The organism is Enterovibrio norvegicus (assembly GCF_002876705.1).
Taxonomy (GTDB): domain Bacteria; phylum Pseudomonadota; class Gammaproteobacteria; order Enterobacterales; family Vibrionaceae; genus Enterovibrio; species Enterovibrio norvegicus_B.
Map to the genome: position 1 here is coordinate 1 of NZ_MDAG01000018.1, position 18,141 is coordinate 18,141.

The following is an 18,141-nucleotide window of genomic DNA, read 5'->3' on the forward strand; positions in this document are numbered from 1 at the left end:
CTTCCTAGGACCTTCTTTTCCCAGAACCTAGGTCTTACCCCAAACCAAAAAACAAAAAACGCCACCCAGTTTCCCGGATGGCGTTTTATCAATCAAAAGCTCGACGCTTTAAGATGCGATTAGTGAGAGCCGCAACCGCCGCCGCCACAACATTCGTGGTCGTCGCCTTTGTCTTCGCCACCACAGCAACCACCTTCGTGATCATGGTCGTGGTCGTGACCACAGCCACCAGCTTGGTGAATGTGACCGTGTTCGATCTCTTCTTCAGTCGCCGCACGAAGCTCAACAACTTCAACGTTGAAGGTCAGTGTTTGGCCAGCCAGCATGTGGTTACCATCAACAACCACTTCGTCGCCGTCTACTTCAGTAACTTCAACTGGGATTGGACCTTGGTCAGTGTCCGCTAGGAAGCGCATACCAACAGTGATTTCGTCAACGCCTTGGAATACGTCAGCAGGAACACGCTGAACCATTACATCCAAGTACTCACCGTATGCGTCTTCTGGCGCTACGGTCACTTCGAATACGTCGCCAGCTTCACGGCCTTCGATCGCGTTTTCTAGACCAACGATCAGGTTGTTGTGACCTTGCAGGTATTGAAGTGGAGACGCTTTGGTTGATTCATCAACCAAAATGCCGTCTTCGTTTTTTACTTGGTAAGCAATGCTTACTACCACGTCTTTAGTGACTTTCATGTTAACTCCGGAAGCAGTTATTCAAGTCCGGGTGATCATGGAAAGAGATTCCCTGATGACCACCTGGTTAATTCGGCGCCGATAATACAGAAAACTTTCCTCCGCGACTATCACTGCGGTTTAAATATCCCGATCACTTGTGCGTCTTGCTCTTCAGGGCGATGTTCATCTTTTTCCTCCGATATAGGCGAACGGCGGTCTACATGCCCGCATTTCACGCACTCAATCACCTCAACATGGTGTTCTTTCCACCAACGAAGCGTATCGGATTCTTTACATTCAGGGCAGGTCGCGCCTGCAATAAATCGTTTCTTGCTCATGTCTTTCCTTGTACGTCTTCGTCAACACCGAGCGATGCCAGTGCTACTCTCTGTTCCAGCTTTGGTGACGTTCGGTGTCACCTTTCATCTCAAGGTCAAACAATTCCTCAAGCTCCAAACGTGCTTCTTTCACTCGCGACGCGCCAATCACGTCATCACTGTGGTGTGGCTGCATTTCATGCAATCGCATCTCATCCAGCTTTCTAAAAAAGGCTTCTGCACGTTTTGCTTTGTACGGGTGCATCCCCAATGAGATCAAGGTTTGTTTCCCCAAATCCAATGCACTTAAAAATGTTTCGCGTGAAAAGCCCGTCACGTTATGACCCAGCAGTTGATTGGCCTCAACGCGGCTTCGAGCACGAGCGAACACTTTCAGGTTCGGGAAATGGCGCTGACAAAGGTCGACGACCTCAATCACTTCTTCCGGCGAGTCTGTGCACACCACGATGGCTTCTGCCGTTGCCGCCCCTGCAGCACGAAGTAAATCAAGCTGAGTGGCATCACCGTAATACACCTTGTAACCAAAGCGTCTGAGGAAAGCGATTTGAGACGGGTCTTGCTCAAGAATGGTCAGCTTAATTTTGTTAGCAAATAGCAAGCGCCCAACCATTTGACCGAAACGTCCGAACCCAACAATGATGACACGGCGGTCACCCTCATGGTCAAACTGGTCATTTTCTGGTTCGGTAACGTCGGCATTCATCTTCCGAGCAAGCCATGCTTTTTGCAGTAACAGCATCAGCGGCGTGGTCATCATCGACAAACTCACTACCACCAACAAGAAAGCATTCAATGATGGATCAAGCAGCCCCTCACCGCGCGCGGCAGTGAACAGAACAAATGCAAACTCCCCACCTTGGCTAAGTAAAATAGCCACTTGGCTTCGTGTTCTCGCACGGCCACCAAAGAGGCGAACAAGGCCATAAATAATGGCGGCCTTCACACCGATAAGCGCCGCTACCGCCCCTAAGATCTCTAGCGGATATTCAAACAGCAAACCCAGGTCAACCGCCATGCCGACCGCGATAAAGAACAAGCCCAGCAATAATCCTTTGAACGGTTCAATCGCCACTTCAAGTTCATGACGGTATTCACTTTCCGCAAGCAGCACGCCCGCCAAGAAAGTGCCCAACGCCATGGATAGCCCCAGCGCCTGCATGCCAAGCGCAATACCAATGACCAGCATCAGTGCTGCGATAGTAAACATCTCTTTGACGCGGCTCGTTACAACCCAGCGTAAGATTGGTCGCAACAAATAATGGCCGCCGATCAGCAAAGCCGCGATCGCGCCCAACATCATGCCCACATCTAGCCAACTGCCGCTCGCCCCGCCCGTTAACGCGGGTAAGACAGCCAACATAGGAATGACAGCGATATCTTGGAACAGAAGCACCGCAAAGGCCGATTGACCCGATTCACTGCGCATTAGGTGTTGTTCTTCGATAATTCGCATGGCAATTGCGGTTGAGGACAATGCCAACCCCATGCCCACCACCAGCGCATCCACGCGATTCACACCAAATGAATACACAATCAAACCGATAACGACGCAACTGATGAAGACCTGACTTCCCCCTAACCCCAATATGGGTCGTCGCATTTGCAGCAACTTTTTCGGGTTCAGTTCAAGACCGATTAAGAACAGCAGCAAGACCACGCCCAATTCGGCGAAATGCAACGTCGCTTCGACGTCGCTGATCAATCTCAAACCCCAAGGGCCAATCACGATACCCGCGATCAAATACCCCAATACCGAGCCGATCCCTGAACGCTGTGCCAATGGCACCGCCACAACCGCGGCGGCAAGAAAAATAAGGGCATCAAGCAGGTAGTTATGCTCCATCAAACCACCTCCGCCACAGGGTTACACAACCAATCAGCATACAGTTCTGCATGCGCTACTCTGTCATCATCCGTGACACGACGCGCCCAGTGCAGTACCAAAGGTTCAACCCAACGCATTTGACACAACAACGCTGTGAGCTCGAAAGGCTGGAGCAATTCCGCCATGCTGTATTTGTTATAACCGGTTTGACTGAATGCCTCTGCCGCACCACCCGTGGTAACAACAAAACGGCAAGTTTTCCCTGCAAGGGCATTTCCCCCGCCGTGAGCAAAGCCCTTTCCAAGCACCACATCAATCCACTCTTTAAGGAGTGAGGGACAGGAATACATTTGAAGGGGATGCTGGAACACAATCACATCATGACTGAGCAACAATTCACGTTCGTAATGAACATCAATAATGAAATCGGGGTACGAGGCATAGAGATCGTGAACAGTCACGTGATTCAACTGACGTGCGGAATCGAGCATGTTTTTGTTCGCGACAGACTCATAGGGGTCTGGGTGCGCAAACAGCACTAAAACTTTTGATCGAAAAAGTGAGGCTTTGGTGGTTTCCATCTCGCAGCAAAATCCTTTTAGCCGTATAAACGGTTCTTTTTATAGTCTTATTATAGTGACACATATACCCAAGCAACCCGAATCCATTACGGACAGGTTGCGCAGATACAACACCACATCGTGCGGCGTTATCTGAACCCTTTCACCATACGGTAATTGGCGCGGATTTTCACGGACTGATCGAGACGCGTCACTCGGTAGGCTGGCAGCCTTAGTGCTTAACTGGTATAACTGCGCGAGAATTTTTTACCCCATTGCACGCGGCCGGAGCCGCCAAGTAGTCATGATCACACTTTCTGATATCCAGCTTCTTCGCGGCGGCAAACCGCTACTTAATCAAGCATCCGCCACGATCCATCCTGGCGACAAAGTCGGCCTTGTTGGTAAAAACGGCTGCGGTAAATCAACGCTTTTCGCGTTGCTCAAAGACGAAATGACCTTGGATGCGGGTAGCTGCAATTTTCCAAGCGGTTGGCAACTGGCGTGGGTCGCGCAAGAAACCCCAGCCCTAGAACGCCAAGCCATCGAATACGTGATTGACGGTGACCGTGAATACCGCGAATTAGAAAACACGCTTCGCCAAGCCGAAATCGACGATGACGGCCACAAGGTCGCGATGCTGCATGACCAGATTGACGCCGTTGGCGGATACACAATTCGTGCCCGCGCTGCAGAATTGCTTGATGGCCTTGGTTTTCGCCAAGATCAAATGGCGTGGAACCTTACCCAGTTCTCGGGCGGTTGGCGTATGCGCCTTAACCTTGCTCAAGCGCTACTGTGCCGTTCCGATCTCCTACTGCTTGATGAACCGACCAACCACTTGGATTTGGATGCGGTCATGTGGTTGGAAAAATGGCTACAAAACTACCGTGGCACCTTGGTGTTGATTTCCCATGACCGCGATTTCTTGGATCCTGTGGTTAACCGTATTGTTCACATTGAAAACCAACTGCTGAACGAATACACCGGAAACTACTCGTCGTTTGAGACCATGCGCGCCGAAAAACTGATGCTGCAACAATCCATGTATCAGAAACAGCAAAAGCAAATGTCGCACATGCAGTCGTATATCGACCGTTTCCGCTACAAAGCCAGTAAAGCACGCCAAGCGCAAAGTCGTATCAAAGCCCTCGAGCGCATGGAAAAAGTGCTGCCTGCGCAATTTGATAACCCATTTAACTTTGAGTTTCGCGAACCGTCGGCCCTGCCTAACCCGATCTTGATGATGGAAAAGGTCGCTGCGGGTTATGCTGACAACATGATTCTAGAGAAAGTGCACCTTAACTTAGTGCCGGGCAGCCGTATTGGTTTGCTGGGCCGTAACGGTGCAGGTAAATCAACCTTAATCAAACTGTTATCTGGCGGCCTTGCGGCGCAAGCAGGTGAACTAACCTACTCGCAAGGCGTAAAGATTGGCTATTTCGCCCAGCATCAACTTGAAACGCTGCGCACAGACGAAACCCCGCTTCAACACATGAACCGCCTTGCGCCACTTGCCACGGAGCAGCAACTTCGTGACTACCTAGGCAGTTTTGGTTTTGTCGGTGAGAAAGCACTCGACATCATCGGCCCATTTTCTGGCGGCGAAAAAGCCCGTCTCGTGTTGGCATTGATCGTTTGGCAAAAACCTAACCTCTTGCTGCTCGATGAACCGACCAACCACTTGGATTTGGACATGCGTTCGGCATTGACCATGGCACTGCAATCTTTTGAAGGTGCAATGGTTATCGTCAGTCACGACCGTTACCTGCTTCGTGCAACCACAGACGACTTATACTTGGTTCATGATAAGCAAGTGGTGCCGTTTAACGGTGACTTGCATGACTACCATCAATGGCTAGCCGAGCAGCAGCGCGCCGAACGTCGCCAAGAACAGGCTGAGTCCGCAAAGCCTGCGAGCGAAAACTCGCAAGTAAACCGTAAAGAACAGAAACGTCTCGAAGCTGAGTTCCGTCGTGAAACCGCGCCAATTCGTAAGAAAATTGACAAGTTAGACACAAAACTCGAGCATTTATCTGAGACAATCGCCGAGGCAGAGTCAGCGCTATCAGACGCATCAATTTATGAAGCGACGAACAAAGGAACGCTAACAGACGTTTTGCGTAAGCAGGCTGAAGCGAAATCGTCGTTGGAAGAGGTCGAATTGGAATGGATGGAACTTCAGGAACAACTGGAGGAAATGGAAGCGGCGTTCCAAGCCCGCTAAAGCAAGCTGCCACGCCTGATGGGTTGTGGCAATTTTGCCTCCACCATTACAGCAAGCAAGAGGTCAAACACGCCAGCCTTAAACTGCAAGACTCGTTTAAAGGCAACGTGAACTTGGCCTTGTTGCTCGTTTGGCTTGAAGACGCAGGCTTTACACTGTCTGCGCATTCACTCGCCGCACTTCGCCAATCTTTGACCCATTCTGAAACCTTACTCACGCGCTATCGCTTAATGCGTAGAGAGCTCAAACCGCAGCTTTCCCGTGGCGCGTATCAAAAAATGCTGAACTACGAGCTCACCCTCGAAAAGTTCCAACAGCAAGAACTGCTCGCGTGCATCAATCAACAACCTTGGCTAGATAAAGGGCCTTCTGCCGTTGAACTTTATTGCGAGCAACTTGATATTGCTGCCCGCTATTTGTACCCAACGCTGATGAAAGGACTCAATACCCGTTAAAGCTCCCCTTTCATCTACGCAACCGCCCGCTACATCCAAATGAACAACAAGCAAGATGCGGTTAATGCGCCCATGATGCGATTGAAGATAACCCAGCTTCTTTCCGTAGAAAGTGCTCTGCCAACCCAAACGCCGAACCCAGCCCAAAGCGAGGTGAGAGGAAAGCCAACCGCCATGAATGCCAACACAATCACCAACGCAGACCACCAGTAATCACCACCTGACAAGGTGAAGGTGCCAACAGCACTCACCGCCATTGCCCACGCCTTGGGGTTTACATACTGGAACAATGCGCCCTCCATCAATGTCATGGGACGACGTTCAGACGATTCGCTCTCCGAAGGTGCACCTGAAATAGCAATACGCCACGCGAGATACAGTAAGTAACCACTGGCTGCCAACTTCATGCCCTCTTGCACCATAGGGTAAGTTTTAAAGACCACGCCCAGACCAGCCGCCACTACAGCGATCAGTGAGGCCACGCCCAACGTAATCCCCACTAAGTGAGGCACGGTGCGACGATACCCAAAGTTCGCCCCAGACGCAGTTAACATCATATTGTTCGGGCCCGGTGTGCCTGTCATGGTTGCTGCAAATACTGCCAAGGTTGCTAAAAACGAAACTTCCATCATGAATTGTCTCCCTGCTCACATTGTATCGATACAATCCACACAATTTTGTTGAAAACGCCACCAGTAGTGGTTAAAAATAACGCTAACAGGGATCGAAAATCGGATCAAAAGGTTTATTGTCACCATGACAATCATGACAATTACGTTAGATAGGCAAGGTTTGCCGCTGTATCGACAGATCGCCGATGCGATTGCCGAGCAAGTTGCTGCCAATACACTTCAGCCAGGCACAAAACTCCCTACGCACCGAGCACTCGCCGATGCGTTGTCTGTGACGGTGGGTACCGTCACGCGTGCCTATGCGGAAGCAGAGCGACGTGGCATCGTGGAAGCCAAGGTGGGAGCAGGTACATACATTTGTCAGACCGACAAACCCCTTTGGACGTTTGCACCACCGCCGACGCCAGGCATCATGAGCTTTGGCTACAATGTGCCGCCAGCCATTAATCGTGCTGATTTAATATCAGAAGCGCTTCAACAGCTCGCCGCGCACCCGAATGAGCTCAATAATTTGATGCTCTATCAATCGCCGATGGGTATCGCGCATCACCGCGAGATTTTGTCTAAGTGGCTCGCGCAACATAACGTGAAGACCGATCCTAACCGCCTGCTCTTTTGCTCAGGCGCGCAAAACGCCATGCAGCTTTGCTTGGTCACCCTATGCCGCGCAGGCGATACCATTTTGACCGATAAGCTCACCTACCCCGGTTTATTGAGCCTTGCTAAACAGCTTCGATTAACGGTTAAACCCGTAGAGATGGATGACGAAGGCATGCTGCCTGAATCCCTCAAAGCGGCTTACCATCAATATCAGCCTCGCTTGGTGTACATGACGCCAACCCTGCAAAACCCCACCACCGCGACCATGAGTGAAGAAAGACGTCATGACGTGATCCGTGTGTGCCGTGAATTGCAGTTGGTGATATTGGAAGATGACATTAACGGCATCTTGCCCAAAGAAAGGCCGAACCCGATTGTTAACCTCGCCCCTGATGATGTTATTTACGTCGGAGGGTTGGCGAAAACCTTAGCGCCTGGCTTGAGACTGGGGTTCTTACAACTTCCGGAGCGTTACTACCCACACTTCGTGAACGCGCTTCAAAATCACAGCTGGATGATCAGCCCTTTGCTTACCGCAATGGCATCGATTCTGTTAGAAAATGGGGCAGCGAATCAGATACTCGATACGATCCGCGATCAAATGGAAGCACGCTGGCGTATCGCACAAGAATATTTAAAAGACGTGGATTTTCGCTATCACCCCAACAGTTTTCATGGCTGGCTTCGCCTGCCCGATGAATGGTCATTGAGCGAGTTCCTCGCGGAAAGCAAAGCCCGGGGTGTCGAAGTGAAATCGTCAGAATTGTTTGTGCCAGCAGGCTATTCAGCGCCGCCTTACGTACGTATTGCATTGAGTGCACCACCAGACAAAGAAACGCTGGAAAAAGGCCTTCATGAACTGGCAGACTTATTGGCCAATCCTCCCTTGTCCGATTTTGCGTTGTGAGAACCCGAGAATGACTGCAGACATAGCGACACCTTCTGTCTCACAAGACACCGCGACACCTCACGACTTCGTGCCCATGAAGTGGGGAAGCAATCCGCACGTACAAACCCTTCTGCCTCGCTTTGTTAGGCGCAAGGCGCTATTTGAACCTGTGTGGCAACGCATTGATACGCCAGACGGGGATTTTCTCGACCTCGCATGGACAGAAGCCCCAGAGCACGCGCAAGGTAAACCGCTCGTGGTGCTATTTCACGGATTGGCAGGGTGTTTCTACAGCCCCTATGCCAATGGATTGATGAAGGCGTTCAAGGACAAAGGCTGGCTGTGCGTGCTCATGCATTTTCGTGGGTGCAGCGGCCTCATCAACAAACAGCCAAGAAGTTACCATTCCGGCGAAACCAGCGACGCCCGTTTTTTCTTGGAGCACATCAACCAACACTTCCAAGGTGTGCCCCGTGTGGCAGTAGGGGTCTCACTGGGCGGCAATATGCTGGTGCGTTATTTGGCGGAGTTTAAACACGATCCACTCATCAAAGCGGGTTGCGTTATCAGTGCTCCTCTTGACTTACTCTCTTGTTCGAACCGTATTCAACAGGGCTTTTCGAAGGTTTACCAAGCGTATTTATTGCGCTCAATGAACCGTGCACTGGTCAATAAACTGCAACGCCACCCTGAAATTGGTCATTGGAAAAGCGGCGAGAAAATCCAGATTTCGAGCGTGTACGAATTTGATAAAACCGTCACCGCCCCACTTCATCAGTTCCAAAGCGCCGAAGATTATTATCAGCAATGCAGTGGTTTAGGCGTACTGCATGACATTGCGACACCGCTAAAAGTGATCCATGCTAAAGATGATCCTTTTATGACTGATGCGGTGATCCCGACAACACCTTTACCTAACAATATTGAGTATCACCTCACTGAGAACGGCGGTCATGTTGGATTTGTGTCCGGCACACCTCAAGCCCCTGAGTTTTGGCTTGAGAAAGAAGTGCCCCGCTGGCTAGCCCTGCATCTAACATAACCATCATAAGCAGGGCGAGAGAGGTGAAGTATGACGTTTTCTCGCACCCTAATTTTCGCCATGATTGGCGGTATGGCTGCAACACCTGCATACGCAAAAACAGAACACGCAGAGACCGAAGCTCCCCGCTTCGGTCCACTCATTATGCAAACGCAAGCCCCGCTCCAGATCACAGGACTCACCCCGCTCATACTCGACCCTTTCGCACTCGCCACGAATGAAACCGACGTTTTCGCGACCGGCACTATGGCAAGTATTTGGGCCAATACGCCCGAATACCAATTCGACTACTACCACAACCAATTCATGCTGGGGATGCTTCATGCGCTTTCCGACGACATCAACGTCGGGCTTTGGTATCAATATCGCTATACCGCAAACAATCGATTAGACGGGCTCACTGAAAAATTCCACAGTGTCTTTGGCATCGACCAAAATGGTCGTACAAACGTGGATGAAGACAGGTTCTATATTTACGTCCCTGAGTACCAACCAACGCCAAGTGAGGACTTTATTGGAGATGCCGTGGTCAACGCGGTGAACCTGTATGCTGAACACAATGTGTATCGTACCGACCACCATGCTTTCAGTGTTGGCACGACGCTGTTTTTCAACCGAGTGGGATCCGGCGAGTTTGAAAGAACGGCGTTTGAGCAATCACTGCAACTTAACTACGGCTTTAAGCAGCAAAAGCATAAAGTGGCAGCCATGCTGTCCATCGTGCATCGCCCTGACAATCAACAGCACGGCATTGATCTTCGAAATTGGGGCGTTAACGGCGGCATCAGTTACCAGTACCAATGGTTAAAGCACCATGAGCTCATCGCGGAATATCTTGTGTCAATGGGCAAGGCACACGACAACCACCTTACTGAGTTAACTGACATCGTCCATGAATTCGCGCTCGGCTATCGCTACCTTTTTGGCAACAGTGCGATAGAATTAGGGGCACTCGAAAACATGTTTAACCACGATAACAGTTCCGATATCGTGTTTTCAGCCTCCTTTCGGCACCGCTTAACCTTGTAGGTATCAGTACATGATTGTTCCTTGGCAAGAAATCCCCGAAGAATCCTTGAGAGGGTTAGTCGAGCATTTTGTATTACGTGAAGGCACGGATTACGGCGAGCAAGAAGCCAGCTTCGAAGAGAAAGTCGAGCAAGTCTATAACTTGCTCAAACGCAAAGAAGCCGTAGTCGTTTATTCTGAATTACACGAAACGGTCGATATCAAATCGACCCGATCACTGAGCGCATAACACGCGCTTGACCTCTCCTCTACACCCTGTTAATTGTTGGCTATCTATTAAAATTGACAGGGTTTGTCATGTCTGCAAAACACCCCATCATTGCAGTCACCGGTTCGTCCGGCGCAGGAACAACCACAACGTCCGACGCATTCCGTAAAATTTTCAACATGATGGACATTAAAGCAGCGTGGGTAGAAGGCGACAGCTTTCACCGCTTTACACGCCCGGAGATGGACGTTGAAATCAGGAAAGCACGAGAACAAGGACGACACATCAGCTACTTTGGCCCGCAAGCCAACGATTTCCCGACGCTTGAAGCATTCTTTCGTGAATACGGCGAGCACGGCACAGGAAAATTCCGACGTTACCTTCATACCTTTGATGAAGCAGTGCCTTACAACCAAATGCCCGGAACCTTTACCGCATGGCAAGATTTACCTGATGGCACCAACACCATGTTCTATGAAGGGCTTCATGGCGGTATCGTCGATGGAGACATCAACGTTGCGCAGCATGTGGATTTATTGATTGGCATGGTGCCCATCGTGAACTTAGAGTGGATTCAAAAGTTCGTGCGCGACACCCGTGACCGTGGCCATTCACGTGAAGCCGTGATGGACTCCATTGTACGTTCGATGGATGACTACCTGAATTACATTACGCCACAGTTCAGCCGCACACACATTAACTTCCAGCGCGTACCCACGGTGGATACGTCAAACCCACTCAATGCGAAAGCCATTCCAAGCTTGGATGAAAGCTTTGTGGTTATTCGTTTTCGTGGCATCAAGAAGGTCGACTTCCCGTATTTGCTTTCAATGATCCAAGGATCGTTCATGTCTCGCCACAACACCTTGGTCGTGCCAGGGGGGAAAATGAGCTTTGCGATGGAATTGATCATCAGGCCGCTTATTCAGCAATTGATCGAAACTGGAAAAATCAGCTAGTCGAAGGGTTCGACGTATTAATTGTGCGACAAAAAGAGAGATACGTTCTGACAGAACGCAGAATACTGCACAATTATCCAGACATGTGATTGGTAAGTAAAAGGAGGGAATTCCCTCCTTTTTCATTATTTAGCGATGATTTCGTAAGAATGTGTCATTTCGACACCTTTGCCTAGCATTAAACACACTGAGCAATACTTCTCCAAACTGTCTTTCACAGCACTCGCCACTCGCGCCTCATCCAACGCCGTGCCTGTCACAACAAAATGAATGTTGATCTTGGTAAACAAGCGTGGAGACTGCTCGCGGCGTTCCGCAGAAAGCACGGCTTCACAACCTGCAATTGCCTGATTTGCTTCTTCAAGTGCAGAAACCACATCCACAGAGCTGCAACCACCCGCACCTAACAACACCATTTCCATTGGGCTAGGCGCATTTTCGCCACCATTGCCATCCATGACCACGCTGTGGCCCGAATTCGACAAACCTAAAAAGGTCTTATTTCCGCTCCATTTGACGCTTGAGTGCATATCATTCCTCTACTTACTTTCAGGGTCGTGATCTTGTCCACGTTTTTAGCCTTTAATTGAAGGGGAAGTCCATATCAAAATCAAGAAATCGTGCAGGAAAAAGGATAAACTCAATGACTCAAACAGAGAGCTTGTAGCCTGACTGCTGAAACTTTATGCTATCCCACGGACTTGTGCCGCAGGACGGTGGGCTAAGGAAGACTCATCAGGCAACAACTGCAGAGGAAATGAGATATATGGTTCCAGGAAAACCTCAAACAGACCCAACATTAGAGTGGTTCCTTTCACACTGCCACATTCATAAGTATCCGTCTAAGAGCACGCTTATTCATGCGGGCGAGAAGGCTGAGACACTTTACTATATTGTTAAAGGCTCTGTGGCTGTACTAATCAAGGATGAAGAAGGTAAAGAGATGATCCTCTCTTACCTAAACCAGGGCGACTTCATTGGCGAACTGGGCCTCTTCGAGGAAGATCAGGAGCGTACTGCTTGGGTTCGCGCTAAATCACCGTGCGAAGTCGCTGAAATCTCATTCAAGAAATTCCGCCAGCTGATCCAAGTTAACCCTGATATTCTGATGCGCCTATCTTCACAGATGGCTCGTCGTCTTCAGGTCACTAGCCAAAAAGTCGGTGACTTAGCATTCTTGGACGTAACAGGCCGCATTGCTCAGACTCTGTTGAATCTGGCAAAACAACCAGATGCGATGACTCACCCAGACGGTATGCAAATCAAGATTACTCGTCAGGAAATCGGTCAAATCGTAGGTTGTTCACGCGAAACCGTTGGCCGCATCTTGAAGATGTTGGAAGAGCAGAACCTAATTTCTGCACACGGTAAAACCATCGTGGTATACGGCACTCGCTAACCCACGTTCGGTAATGAAAAAAAGCCACGTTAACGTGGCTTTTTTTATGCCCAAATTTCGGCGCAATTAACATTTAATTGTTGATGATGTGATCTGTGTAACGTTCATTTTTTCATCAGCAAGGCTTTTCGATGCTACCTTTCAATGCAGGATATGTATGAACTTTTATGCACAATACGCACGGCAAAGGAAAGCAGAAATGGACATCGAAAACTTAGCGTCTGGGTCAGCAGCTTCTACCCCAGGTTGGGTGCAAGCAAGCACGACGGAACTGACAGGATTTTGTGGCCCCACCCATTATCATATGCAACGTTTACTGGGTGAAGATGGCAACAAACAAAGCGTTACCAATAATGAAGAATGGCCGACACATCTGCCGACCTCTCTTTGTTGATCCGCTAAGTCACCCACTTTTCATGCAGACTGAACAGCCTGCATAGGCGGGGCTTTACCTCTCAAACACACTCGTCATCTCACTGACAACGAGCGGGCTCGTTATTTGTCGGTGCTTTCAAAAATCTTGTCGGCAGATGCTTCGACAAACCCTTGATACAAATTCCCATCCGCCAGCGGGTAGCGCTTAGCAAACTCGTAAAATCCCCCCGGGATATCTCGCTCCCCATCGCTGAAACTCACCGACACTTTGTCAGCCATTGTTGAAGATTGCTCAAGGCACACTTGTGGGTCACCTTTCACTTCGCCGCCTGATTCATTGATCGCAAACCCCGACTGACGCAGTAAATCATTCACTGCTTTCACTTCATCAAGCGTACTCAATTGGTTGACGCTAACGGTGAAATGATTGGCTCCAAAACCATGCGCCGCTAACCATCCTGCGTACTCGCTTTCCGCTGCCAGCATCTCATAGGTTTTACTGTCCAACGACCAAGGACGGCCACTGTACAAAAACGATGGATCTTTCATCGCATCATCATCCACCTGATCGACCAAGCCTCTCACCGCAGTTTGCAGTTCTGTGGAGCATTGACCAACAAGGAGTTCGCTGATAAACACTTTCGGCGCTTCTGGATTTGGATGTTCGTAGTGATGCGCGTACAGTTTTTTACTCTCAAAGTGGTACTCACCTTTTGGTTCATAGCCCATCGCAATGAACGGCGCGGCTAATCTGTCTAACCCCACCTTGGGCAGCGCAAACGTGCGAAGCGCAATATGATCATTGAGCAGCGGCGTGCCCTCTTCCAGCAAGGTGTGTACTTTTGCCGCCGAAGGGCAAAGTCTCGTGGTGTAATCCTGCCAAAGCGCATCAAACAAAGCGTGAACGCGTTCCATCACATCCTCCTAGAGAGCGATATTCATCGATAAAGTCGTACGGATTTACGATCAGCCTGCAAAGCAAGACGCTTTACAGGCGATAAGATGTCAAAAGTTACAACGATAGCCCCGGGCTGAGTTGCCCCGGTAAGGACACATCGTCGCCTTCCATAGACGCCATTGGGTAAGCACAGTAATCTGCCGCATAGTAAGCGCTCGGGCGTAAGTTGCCTGACGCTCCCGGCCCACCAAACGGCGCATCACCACTGGCTCCCGTCAATTGGCGGTTGCGATTAACAATGCCAGCGCGAATGTTGTCGAGGAAGTATTGCCACTCCGCATCATTGGTGGAAATAAGGCCAGCAGACAAGCCGTAACGGGTGTCGTTGGCAAGCTCTACCGCTTGTTCCAGCGAGCTGTAGCGTACAACCTGCAACAAAGGACCGAAGTACTCTTCGTCTGGCAGCGCTTCTACCTTACTCACCTCAATGATGCCAGGCGATACGACTGCATCATGAAGCAGTGTTGCCTTCAGCAATGGCTCACCGCCTAAAGACTCAAGGTTTTCCTGCGCAGCAAGAATCCCGTTCGCAGCAGCCAAAGAGATTTGCGCCCCCATAAACGGCGCAGGCTCTTCAAATTGGCCGCCCACTTTGATTTGCTTGGTCATCTCAATTAAACGCGAGAGAAGCGCATCACCGCGCTCCCCGTGCGGAATATAAAGGCGTCGTGCACACGTACAACGTTGACCAGCACTAATAAAGGAGGACTGGATAATGGTGTAAGCCGTGGCATCCAACTCGCCAAATTGCTCAGAGATCACCATGGGGTTATTGCCACCCATTTCGAGCGCCAACATTTTGCCCGGCTCACCCGCAAACTGACGATGCAAGATATGCCCGGTATTGGCACTGCCCGTAAAGAGCAACCCATCAATGCCTTTTGATTGCGCCAGTGCTTCACCCGTTTCACGCGCCCCTTGAACAAGGTTAATCACGCCTTCAGGCAGCCCTGCTTCAATCCACAGCTTCATGGTGACTTCTGCAGTTTTCGGGGTTTGGTCTGAAGGCTTAAAGACCACGGTATTGCCCGCCAAGAGCGCAGGGACAATATGACCGTTCGGCAGATGCCCAGGGAAGTTATAGGGGCCGAATACTGCCATTACGCCTAAAGGGCGATGACGCAGCACTGCTTGTGTGCCTGCAACGTCTTTGCTTCGTTCACCCGTACGCTCTTGATGCGCGCGCAATGAAAGGGCGATTTTCCCCGCCATGGCCGCCGCTTCAGTGCGCGTTTCCCAAAGTGGTTTTCCTGTTTCTTCAGCGATAACCTTCGCGATGTGTTCACTGTTTTCTTTTACTTTTTCTGCGAAGTTTTCCACCAGCGCTTGGCGCTCTGAAAACGGGGTATTCTTCCAACTTAGAAACGCTGTGCGAGCGGCGCGTACCGCCGACTCTACCTGCTCTGGGGTTGCAGTGTTTCCTTCCCACACAGACTCGCTGTTGAAAGGATTCAGTGATTGAAAGGCATCGCCATTCCCGGCAACCGCTTGGTTATCAATCCATTGTGTCATGAGTGTCTCCTGTCACCATCACGAACGAGGCGTTCAATAAAGCCGTGCAAACAAAAGGGCGCCTTACAACGCAACCACTCGCACCGTATCGCCTTCACTGACCAGCAGCGCGTCAGCCACTTCTTGGCTGATCAGGGCTTCATTACGCTCTACATCTACGCCAATTTTGGTCGCTGTCGCTCGAAATGATTGAAAATCGTTATTACAGATAAGGTAATCTTGCGCGCTACCATGCTCGGCAATTTTCACTCTCGCGGTGAAAGAACGGCGAATAGAATCAATGTTCTGGCGCATACATTCGACCGTCGGGCCTGCATCGAAAATGTCGACATACCCTCGGCGGCTAAAACCTTCTTTTTCAAGCAAACGCAGCGCTGGACGTGTTTTTTCATGCACTTGCCCTATCACTTCACGCGCTTCCTCACTTAGCAGGTTCACGTAAATGGGCAGCTTTGGCATCAAGTCTGCGATGAAACCTTTCTGGCCAATCCCCGTGAGGTAATCCGCCAAGGTAAACTCGATAGAAAAGAAGTGCTCTTTCAGCCACGCCCAAAACGGAGAGTTTCCGTCTTCGTCGGACACGCCACGCATCTCTGCAAAAATAATGTCGGAGAACTTGTCAGGAAATTGTGCCAGCATCAAAAAACGACATTTTGACAACAAACGTCCATTCAAGCCGCCGCGGAATTCGGGGCGTAAAAACAAGGTGCAGATTTCTGTCGCACCTGTGTAGTTGTTGCCAAACGTCAGCACCTCTACCACGTTGTGCACGTTCAAGCGACGCGAGTGATGCACCACTTTACTGATGTGATAGCTATAGAAAGGGTTCTCTAACCCAATAGCCGCTTCGATCCCTGTCGTACCTGCAATTTCTCCCGTTTCCGTGTCTTCAGCCACCATCAAGTAGCCTTCAGTTCCTGGGGACGTTGCGTTACGCGCGAAGCTTTCAACAGAGTGATCAATGCGACCACGAATTAATTCTTCGTTAACGGGTAACGAGGTAAAACCAATTCCAGACTCTTCCGCGCACAGCATGAGCGCGTCAAAATCAGATTCTCTGATTGGGCGAATTACCAGCATCCTACTTCCTCCTGATGCAGCAAACTTTGGTGGCGTTCAAGAGAACGCCACAATGGCGACAGCTTAGGCTGCCGCGAGTTTTGCAAGTGCGCGGTCGAGACGCGCCAAGCCTTCATCAGCTTCTTCTTTGGTGATAACAAGCGATGGCGTCATACGCACAACATTGGTGCCTGCCACCAGCAAGAGCAGCCCTTCGTCACCAGCTGCCAGCAACACATCACGCGCACGGCCTTGCCATTCATCGTTGAGTGCAGCACCGATCAGCAAACCTTTGCCGCGGATCTCGATGAACATATTGTATTTCGCGTTAAGCGCTTCAAGCCCCTCACGGAACCAACCTTCACGCTCTTTCACGCCAGCCAATACTTCTGGCTTGCTGACTTCCTCTACGACGGCTTCTGCCACAGCACATGCCAGCGGGTTACCGCCATACGTCGAACCGTGCGTGCCCACTTTCATGTGTGCCGCCAGCGCTTCCGTCGTCAGCATGGCACCAATCGGGAAACCACCACCCAGCGATTTTGCAGTGCTCAGAATGTCTGGTGTCACGCCCGTTTGCTCATACGCGTAAAACGTACCTGTACGGCCATTGCCGGTTTGTACTTCATCAAAAATCAGCAGGGCTTTGTGCTTGTCACACAATTCACGAACGCCCTGTAAGAACGCAGGATCAGGCGTGATGATGCCGCCTTCGCCTTGCAATGGTTCCATCATGATGGCGCAGGTTTTGTCAGACATGGCGGCTGAAAGCGCGTCTAAATCGTTATAAGGCAAGTGAGTAACGTCACCCGGCTTAGGACCAAACCCGTCTGAATACGCGGTTTGACCGCCAACAGTCACGGTGAAAAATGTGCGGCCATGGAAGCCTTGGGTGAAGGCAATGATTTCGCTTTTCTCTGGGCCATGAACATCCACCGCCCAACGACGCGCTAATTTCAACGCCGCTTCGTTCGCTTCTGCGCCGGAGTTAGCAAAGAACACGCGTTCAGCAAAGCTGACTTCCGTTAGCTTTTTCGCCAAGCGCAGTGCAGGTGCGTTAGTCATGACATTGCTGAGGTGCCACAGTTTTTCGGCTTGCTCTTTCAAGGCGTTAACCATAACGGGGTGACAATGCCCCAGACAGCTCACTGCAATACCACCTGCAAAATCGATGTACTCTCGGCCGTCCTGATCCCAAATGCGCGCGCCCTTTCCTTTCTCAGGAATCATGGTCATAGGTGCATAACATGGCACCATGACTTCATCGAACAGTTTACGTTCTACTTTATGTTCGGCTGTCATCGCTCATATCCTTCTGTCGATTCTGCTATAAGCATAGTATTTACATTTCGTTAACCGCATCAATAGCAGATAATTTTATATTCGTTGGTGACGTA

19 protein-coding genes are annotated in these 18,141 nt (G+C 50.3%); 9 read left to right on the plus strand and 10 right to left on the minus strand.

The window, feature by feature from the left end:
• Window positions 1-119: 119 nt before the first annotated feature.
• From slyD to kefG, 4 genes are all read right to left on the minus strand, one after another.
• Window positions 120-695 carry a peptidylprolyl isomerase gene (gene slyD, locus BCT27_RS11475; RefSeq protein WP_017013169.1) on the minus strand — a complete coding sequence of 192 codons (576 nt, stop codon included), beginning with the start codon at window positions 693-695 and terminating at the stop codon, window positions 120-122.
• 110 nt (window positions 696-805) lie between these two features.
• Window positions 806-1,015 (minus strand): YheV family putative zinc ribbon protein, encoded by a 210-nt coding sequence (locus BCT27_RS11480; RefSeq protein ID WP_102390324.1) that lies wholly within the window; start codon window positions 1,013-1,015, stop codon window positions 806-808.
• 43 nt (window positions 1,016-1,058) lie between these two features.
• On the minus strand, window positions 1,059-2,858 hold the full coding sequence (gene kefB / locus BCT27_RS11485) for a glutathione-regulated potassium-efflux system protein KefB (RefSeq protein WP_017009625.1): 1,800 nt from the start codon (window positions 2,856-2,858) through the stop codon (window positions 1,059-1,061).
• Window positions 2,858-3,421 (minus strand): glutathione-regulated potassium-efflux system ancillary protein KefG, encoded by a 564-nt coding sequence (gene kefG / locus BCT27_RS11490; RefSeq protein ID WP_017009624.1) that lies wholly within the window; start codon window positions 3,419-3,421, stop codon window positions 2,858-2,860. The genes kefB and kefG overlap by 1 nt, the downstream gene beginning before the upstream one ends.
• 283 nt (window positions 3,422-3,704) lie before the next feature.
• Here kefG and BCT27_RS11495 point away from each other — a divergent pair, with 283 nt between their 5' ends.
• Together BCT27_RS11495 and BCT27_RS11500 are read left to right on the plus strand one after the other, a co-directional pair.
• Window positions 3,705-5,627, plus strand: a complete 1,923-nt coding sequence (locus tag BCT27_RS11495; RefSeq protein WP_026024551.1) for an ABC transporter ATP-binding protein — start codon at window positions 3,705-3,707, stop codon at window positions 5,625-5,627.
• On the plus strand, window positions 5,570-6,082 hold the full coding sequence (locus BCT27_RS11500; protein WP_102390326.1) for a TIGR02444 family protein: 513 nt from the start codon (window positions 5,570-5,572) through the stop codon (window positions 6,080-6,082). The genes BCT27_RS11495 and BCT27_RS11500 overlap by 58 nt, the downstream gene beginning before the upstream one ends.
• Window positions 6,083-6,111: 29 nt before the next feature.
• Here BCT27_RS11500 and BCT27_RS11505 read toward each other — a convergent pair whose 3' ends face one another.
• Entirely contained in the window at window positions 6,112-6,714 is a 603-nt protein-coding gene (locus BCT27_RS11505) for a LysE family translocator (protein WP_102390327.1), read from the minus strand.
• A gap of 124 nt (window positions 6,715-6,838) precedes the next feature.
• Between BCT27_RS11505 and BCT27_RS11510 the strand changes: the two genes are divergently transcribed.
• The 5 genes from BCT27_RS11510 to BCT27_RS11530 all read left to right on the plus strand — a co-directional run bounded on the left by BCT27_RS11510 (window position 6,839) and on the right by BCT27_RS11530 (window position 11,441).
• On the plus strand, window positions 6,839-8,221 hold the full coding sequence (locus BCT27_RS11510) for an aminotransferase-like domain-containing protein (RefSeq protein WP_102395866.1): 1,383 nt from the start codon (window positions 6,839-6,841) through the stop codon (window positions 8,219-8,221).
• A gap of 10 nt (window positions 8,222-8,231) precedes the next feature.
• Entirely contained in the window at window positions 8,232-9,245 is a 1,014-nt protein-coding gene (locus BCT27_RS11515; RefSeq protein ID WP_102395867.1) for a hydrolase, read from the plus strand.
• 30 nt (window positions 9,246-9,275) lie between these two features.
• Complete coding sequence (locus tag BCT27_RS11520; protein ID WP_102395868.1) at window positions 9,276-10,274, plus strand: DUF3187 family protein; 999 nt, start codon at window positions 9,276-9,278, stop codon at window positions 10,272-10,274.
• Window positions 10,275-10,284: 10 nt separating this feature from the next.
• Window positions 10,285-10,503: a YheU family protein gene (locus BCT27_RS11525; RefSeq protein ID WP_102317234.1), complete on the plus strand. Its 219-nt coding sequence runs from the start codon at window positions 10,285-10,287 to the stop codon at window positions 10,501-10,503.
• 68 nt (window positions 10,504-10,571) lie between these two features.
• A complete protein-coding gene (locus tag BCT27_RS11530) occupies window positions 10,572-11,441 on the plus strand; it encodes a phosphoribulokinase (RefSeq protein WP_017009616.1) in 870 nt (289 codons plus the stop codon).
• Window positions 11,442-11,566: 125 nt separating this feature from the next.
• Here BCT27_RS11530 and BCT27_RS11535 read toward each other — a convergent pair whose 3' ends face one another.
• The gene (locus BCT27_RS11535) at window positions 11,567-11,971 is read right to left on the minus strand and encodes an OsmC family protein (RefSeq protein ID WP_102317235.1); all 405 of its coding nucleotides are present in this window, start codon (window positions 11,969-11,971) and stop codon (window positions 11,567-11,569) included.
• A 236-nt stretch (window positions 11,972-12,207) separates the two neighbouring features.
• On the opposite strand from BCT27_RS11535, the gene crp reads away from it, so the two are divergent.
• Window positions 12,208-12,840 carry a cAMP-activated global transcriptional regulator CRP gene (gene crp / locus BCT27_RS11540; protein WP_002535199.1) on the plus strand — a complete coding sequence of 211 codons (633 nt, stop codon included), beginning with the start codon at window positions 12,208-12,210 and terminating at the stop codon, window positions 12,838-12,840.
• Window positions 12,841-13,039: 199 nt separating this feature from the next.
• Window positions 13,040-13,234 (plus strand): hypothetical protein, encoded by a 195-nt coding sequence (locus tag BCT27_RS11545; protein ID WP_102317236.1) that lies wholly within the window; start codon window positions 13,040-13,042, stop codon window positions 13,232-13,234.
• A gap of 101 nt (window positions 13,235-13,335) precedes the next feature.
• Here BCT27_RS11545 and BCT27_RS11550 read toward each other — a convergent pair whose 3' ends face one another.
• The 4 genes from BCT27_RS11550 to BCT27_RS11565 form a co-directional block, all read right to left on the minus strand.
• Window positions 13,336-14,130, minus strand: a complete 795-nt coding sequence (locus BCT27_RS11550; RefSeq protein WP_102390331.1) for a DUF1338 domain-containing protein — start codon at window positions 14,128-14,130, stop codon at window positions 13,336-13,338.
• Between the two features lie 97 nt (window positions 14,131-14,227).
• A complete protein-coding gene (gene astD / locus BCT27_RS11555) occupies window positions 14,228-15,685 on the minus strand; it encodes a succinylglutamate-semialdehyde dehydrogenase (RefSeq protein WP_102395869.1) in 1,458 nt (485 codons plus the stop codon).
• 63 nt (window positions 15,686-15,748) lie between these two features.
• Window positions 15,749-16,765, minus strand: coding sequence for an arginine N-succinyltransferase (gene astA, locus BCT27_RS11560; protein ID WP_017009611.1), 1,017 nt, complete (start codon window positions 16,763-16,765; stop codon window positions 15,749-15,751).
• 63 nt (window positions 16,766-16,828) lie between these two features.
• Window positions 16,829-18,046: an aspartate aminotransferase family protein gene (locus BCT27_RS11565; protein ID WP_102395870.1), complete on the minus strand. Its 1,218-nt coding sequence runs from the start codon at window positions 18,044-18,046 to the stop codon at window positions 16,829-16,831.
• Window positions 18,047-18,141 lie beyond the last annotated feature (95 nt).

Coding starts and splice junctions, on each gene's coding strand:
- slyD (WP_017013169.1), bottom strand. CDS start 695: ATGAAAGTCACTAAAGACGTGGTAGTAAGCATTGCTTACCAAGTAAAA.
- BCT27_RS11480 (WP_102390324.1), bottom strand. CDS start 1,015: ATGAGCAAGAAACGATTTATTGCAGGCGCGACCTGCCCTGAATGTAAA.
- kefB (WP_017009625.1), bottom strand. CDS start 2,858: ATGGAGCATAACTACCTGCTTGATGCCCTTATTTTTCTTGCCGCCGCG.
- kefG (WP_017009624.1), bottom strand. CDS start 3,421: ATGGAAACCACCAAAGCCTCACTTTTTCGATCAAAAGTTTTAGTGCTG.
- BCT27_RS11495 (WP_026024551.1), top strand. CDS start 3,705: ATGATCACACTTTCTGATATCCAGCTTCTTCGCGGCGGCAAACCGCTA.
- BCT27_RS11500 (WP_102390326.1), top strand. CDS start 5,570: ATGGATGGAACTTCAGGAACAACTGGAGGAAATGGAAGCGGCGTTCCA.
- BCT27_RS11505 (WP_102390327.1), bottom strand. CDS start 6,714: ATGATGGAAGTTTCGTTTTTAGCAACCTTGGCAGTATTTGCAGCAACC.
- BCT27_RS11510 (WP_102395866.1), top strand. CDS start 6,839: ATGACAATCATGACAATTACGTTAGATAGGCAAGGTTTGCCGCTGTAT.
- BCT27_RS11515 (WP_102395867.1), top strand. CDS start 8,232: ATGACTGCAGACATAGCGACACCTTCTGTCTCACAAGACACCGCGACA.
- BCT27_RS11520 (WP_102395868.1), top strand. CDS start 9,276: ATGACGTTTTCTCGCACCCTAATTTTCGCCATGATTGGCGGTATGGCT.
- BCT27_RS11525 (WP_102317234.1), top strand. CDS start 10,285: ATGATTGTTCCTTGGCAAGAAATCCCCGAAGAATCCTTGAGAGGGTTA.
- BCT27_RS11530 (WP_017009616.1), top strand. CDS start 10,572: ATGTCTGCAAAACACCCCATCATTGCAGTCACCGGTTCGTCCGGCGCA.
- BCT27_RS11535 (WP_102317235.1), bottom strand. CDS start 11,971: ATGCACTCAAGCGTCAAATGGAGCGGAAATAAGACCTTTTTAGGTTTG.
- crp (WP_002535199.1), top strand. CDS start 12,208: ATGGTTCCAGGAAAACCTCAAACAGACCCAACATTAGAGTGGTTCCTT.
- BCT27_RS11545 (WP_102317236.1), top strand. CDS start 13,040: ATGGACATCGAAAACTTAGCGTCTGGGTCAGCAGCTTCTACCCCAGGT.
- BCT27_RS11550 (WP_102390331.1), bottom strand. CDS start 14,130: ATGGAACGCGTTCACGCTTTGTTTGATGCGCTTTGGCAGGATTACACC.
- astD (WP_102395869.1), bottom strand. CDS start 15,685: ATGACACAATGGATTGATAACCAAGCGGTTGCCGGGAATGGCGATGCC.
- astA (WP_017009611.1), bottom strand. CDS start 16,765: ATGCTGGTAATTCGCCCAATCAGAGAATCTGATTTTGACGCGCTCATG.
- BCT27_RS11565 (WP_102395870.1), bottom strand. CDS start 18,046: ATGACAGCCGAACATAAAGTAGAACGTAAACTGTTCGATGAAGTCATG.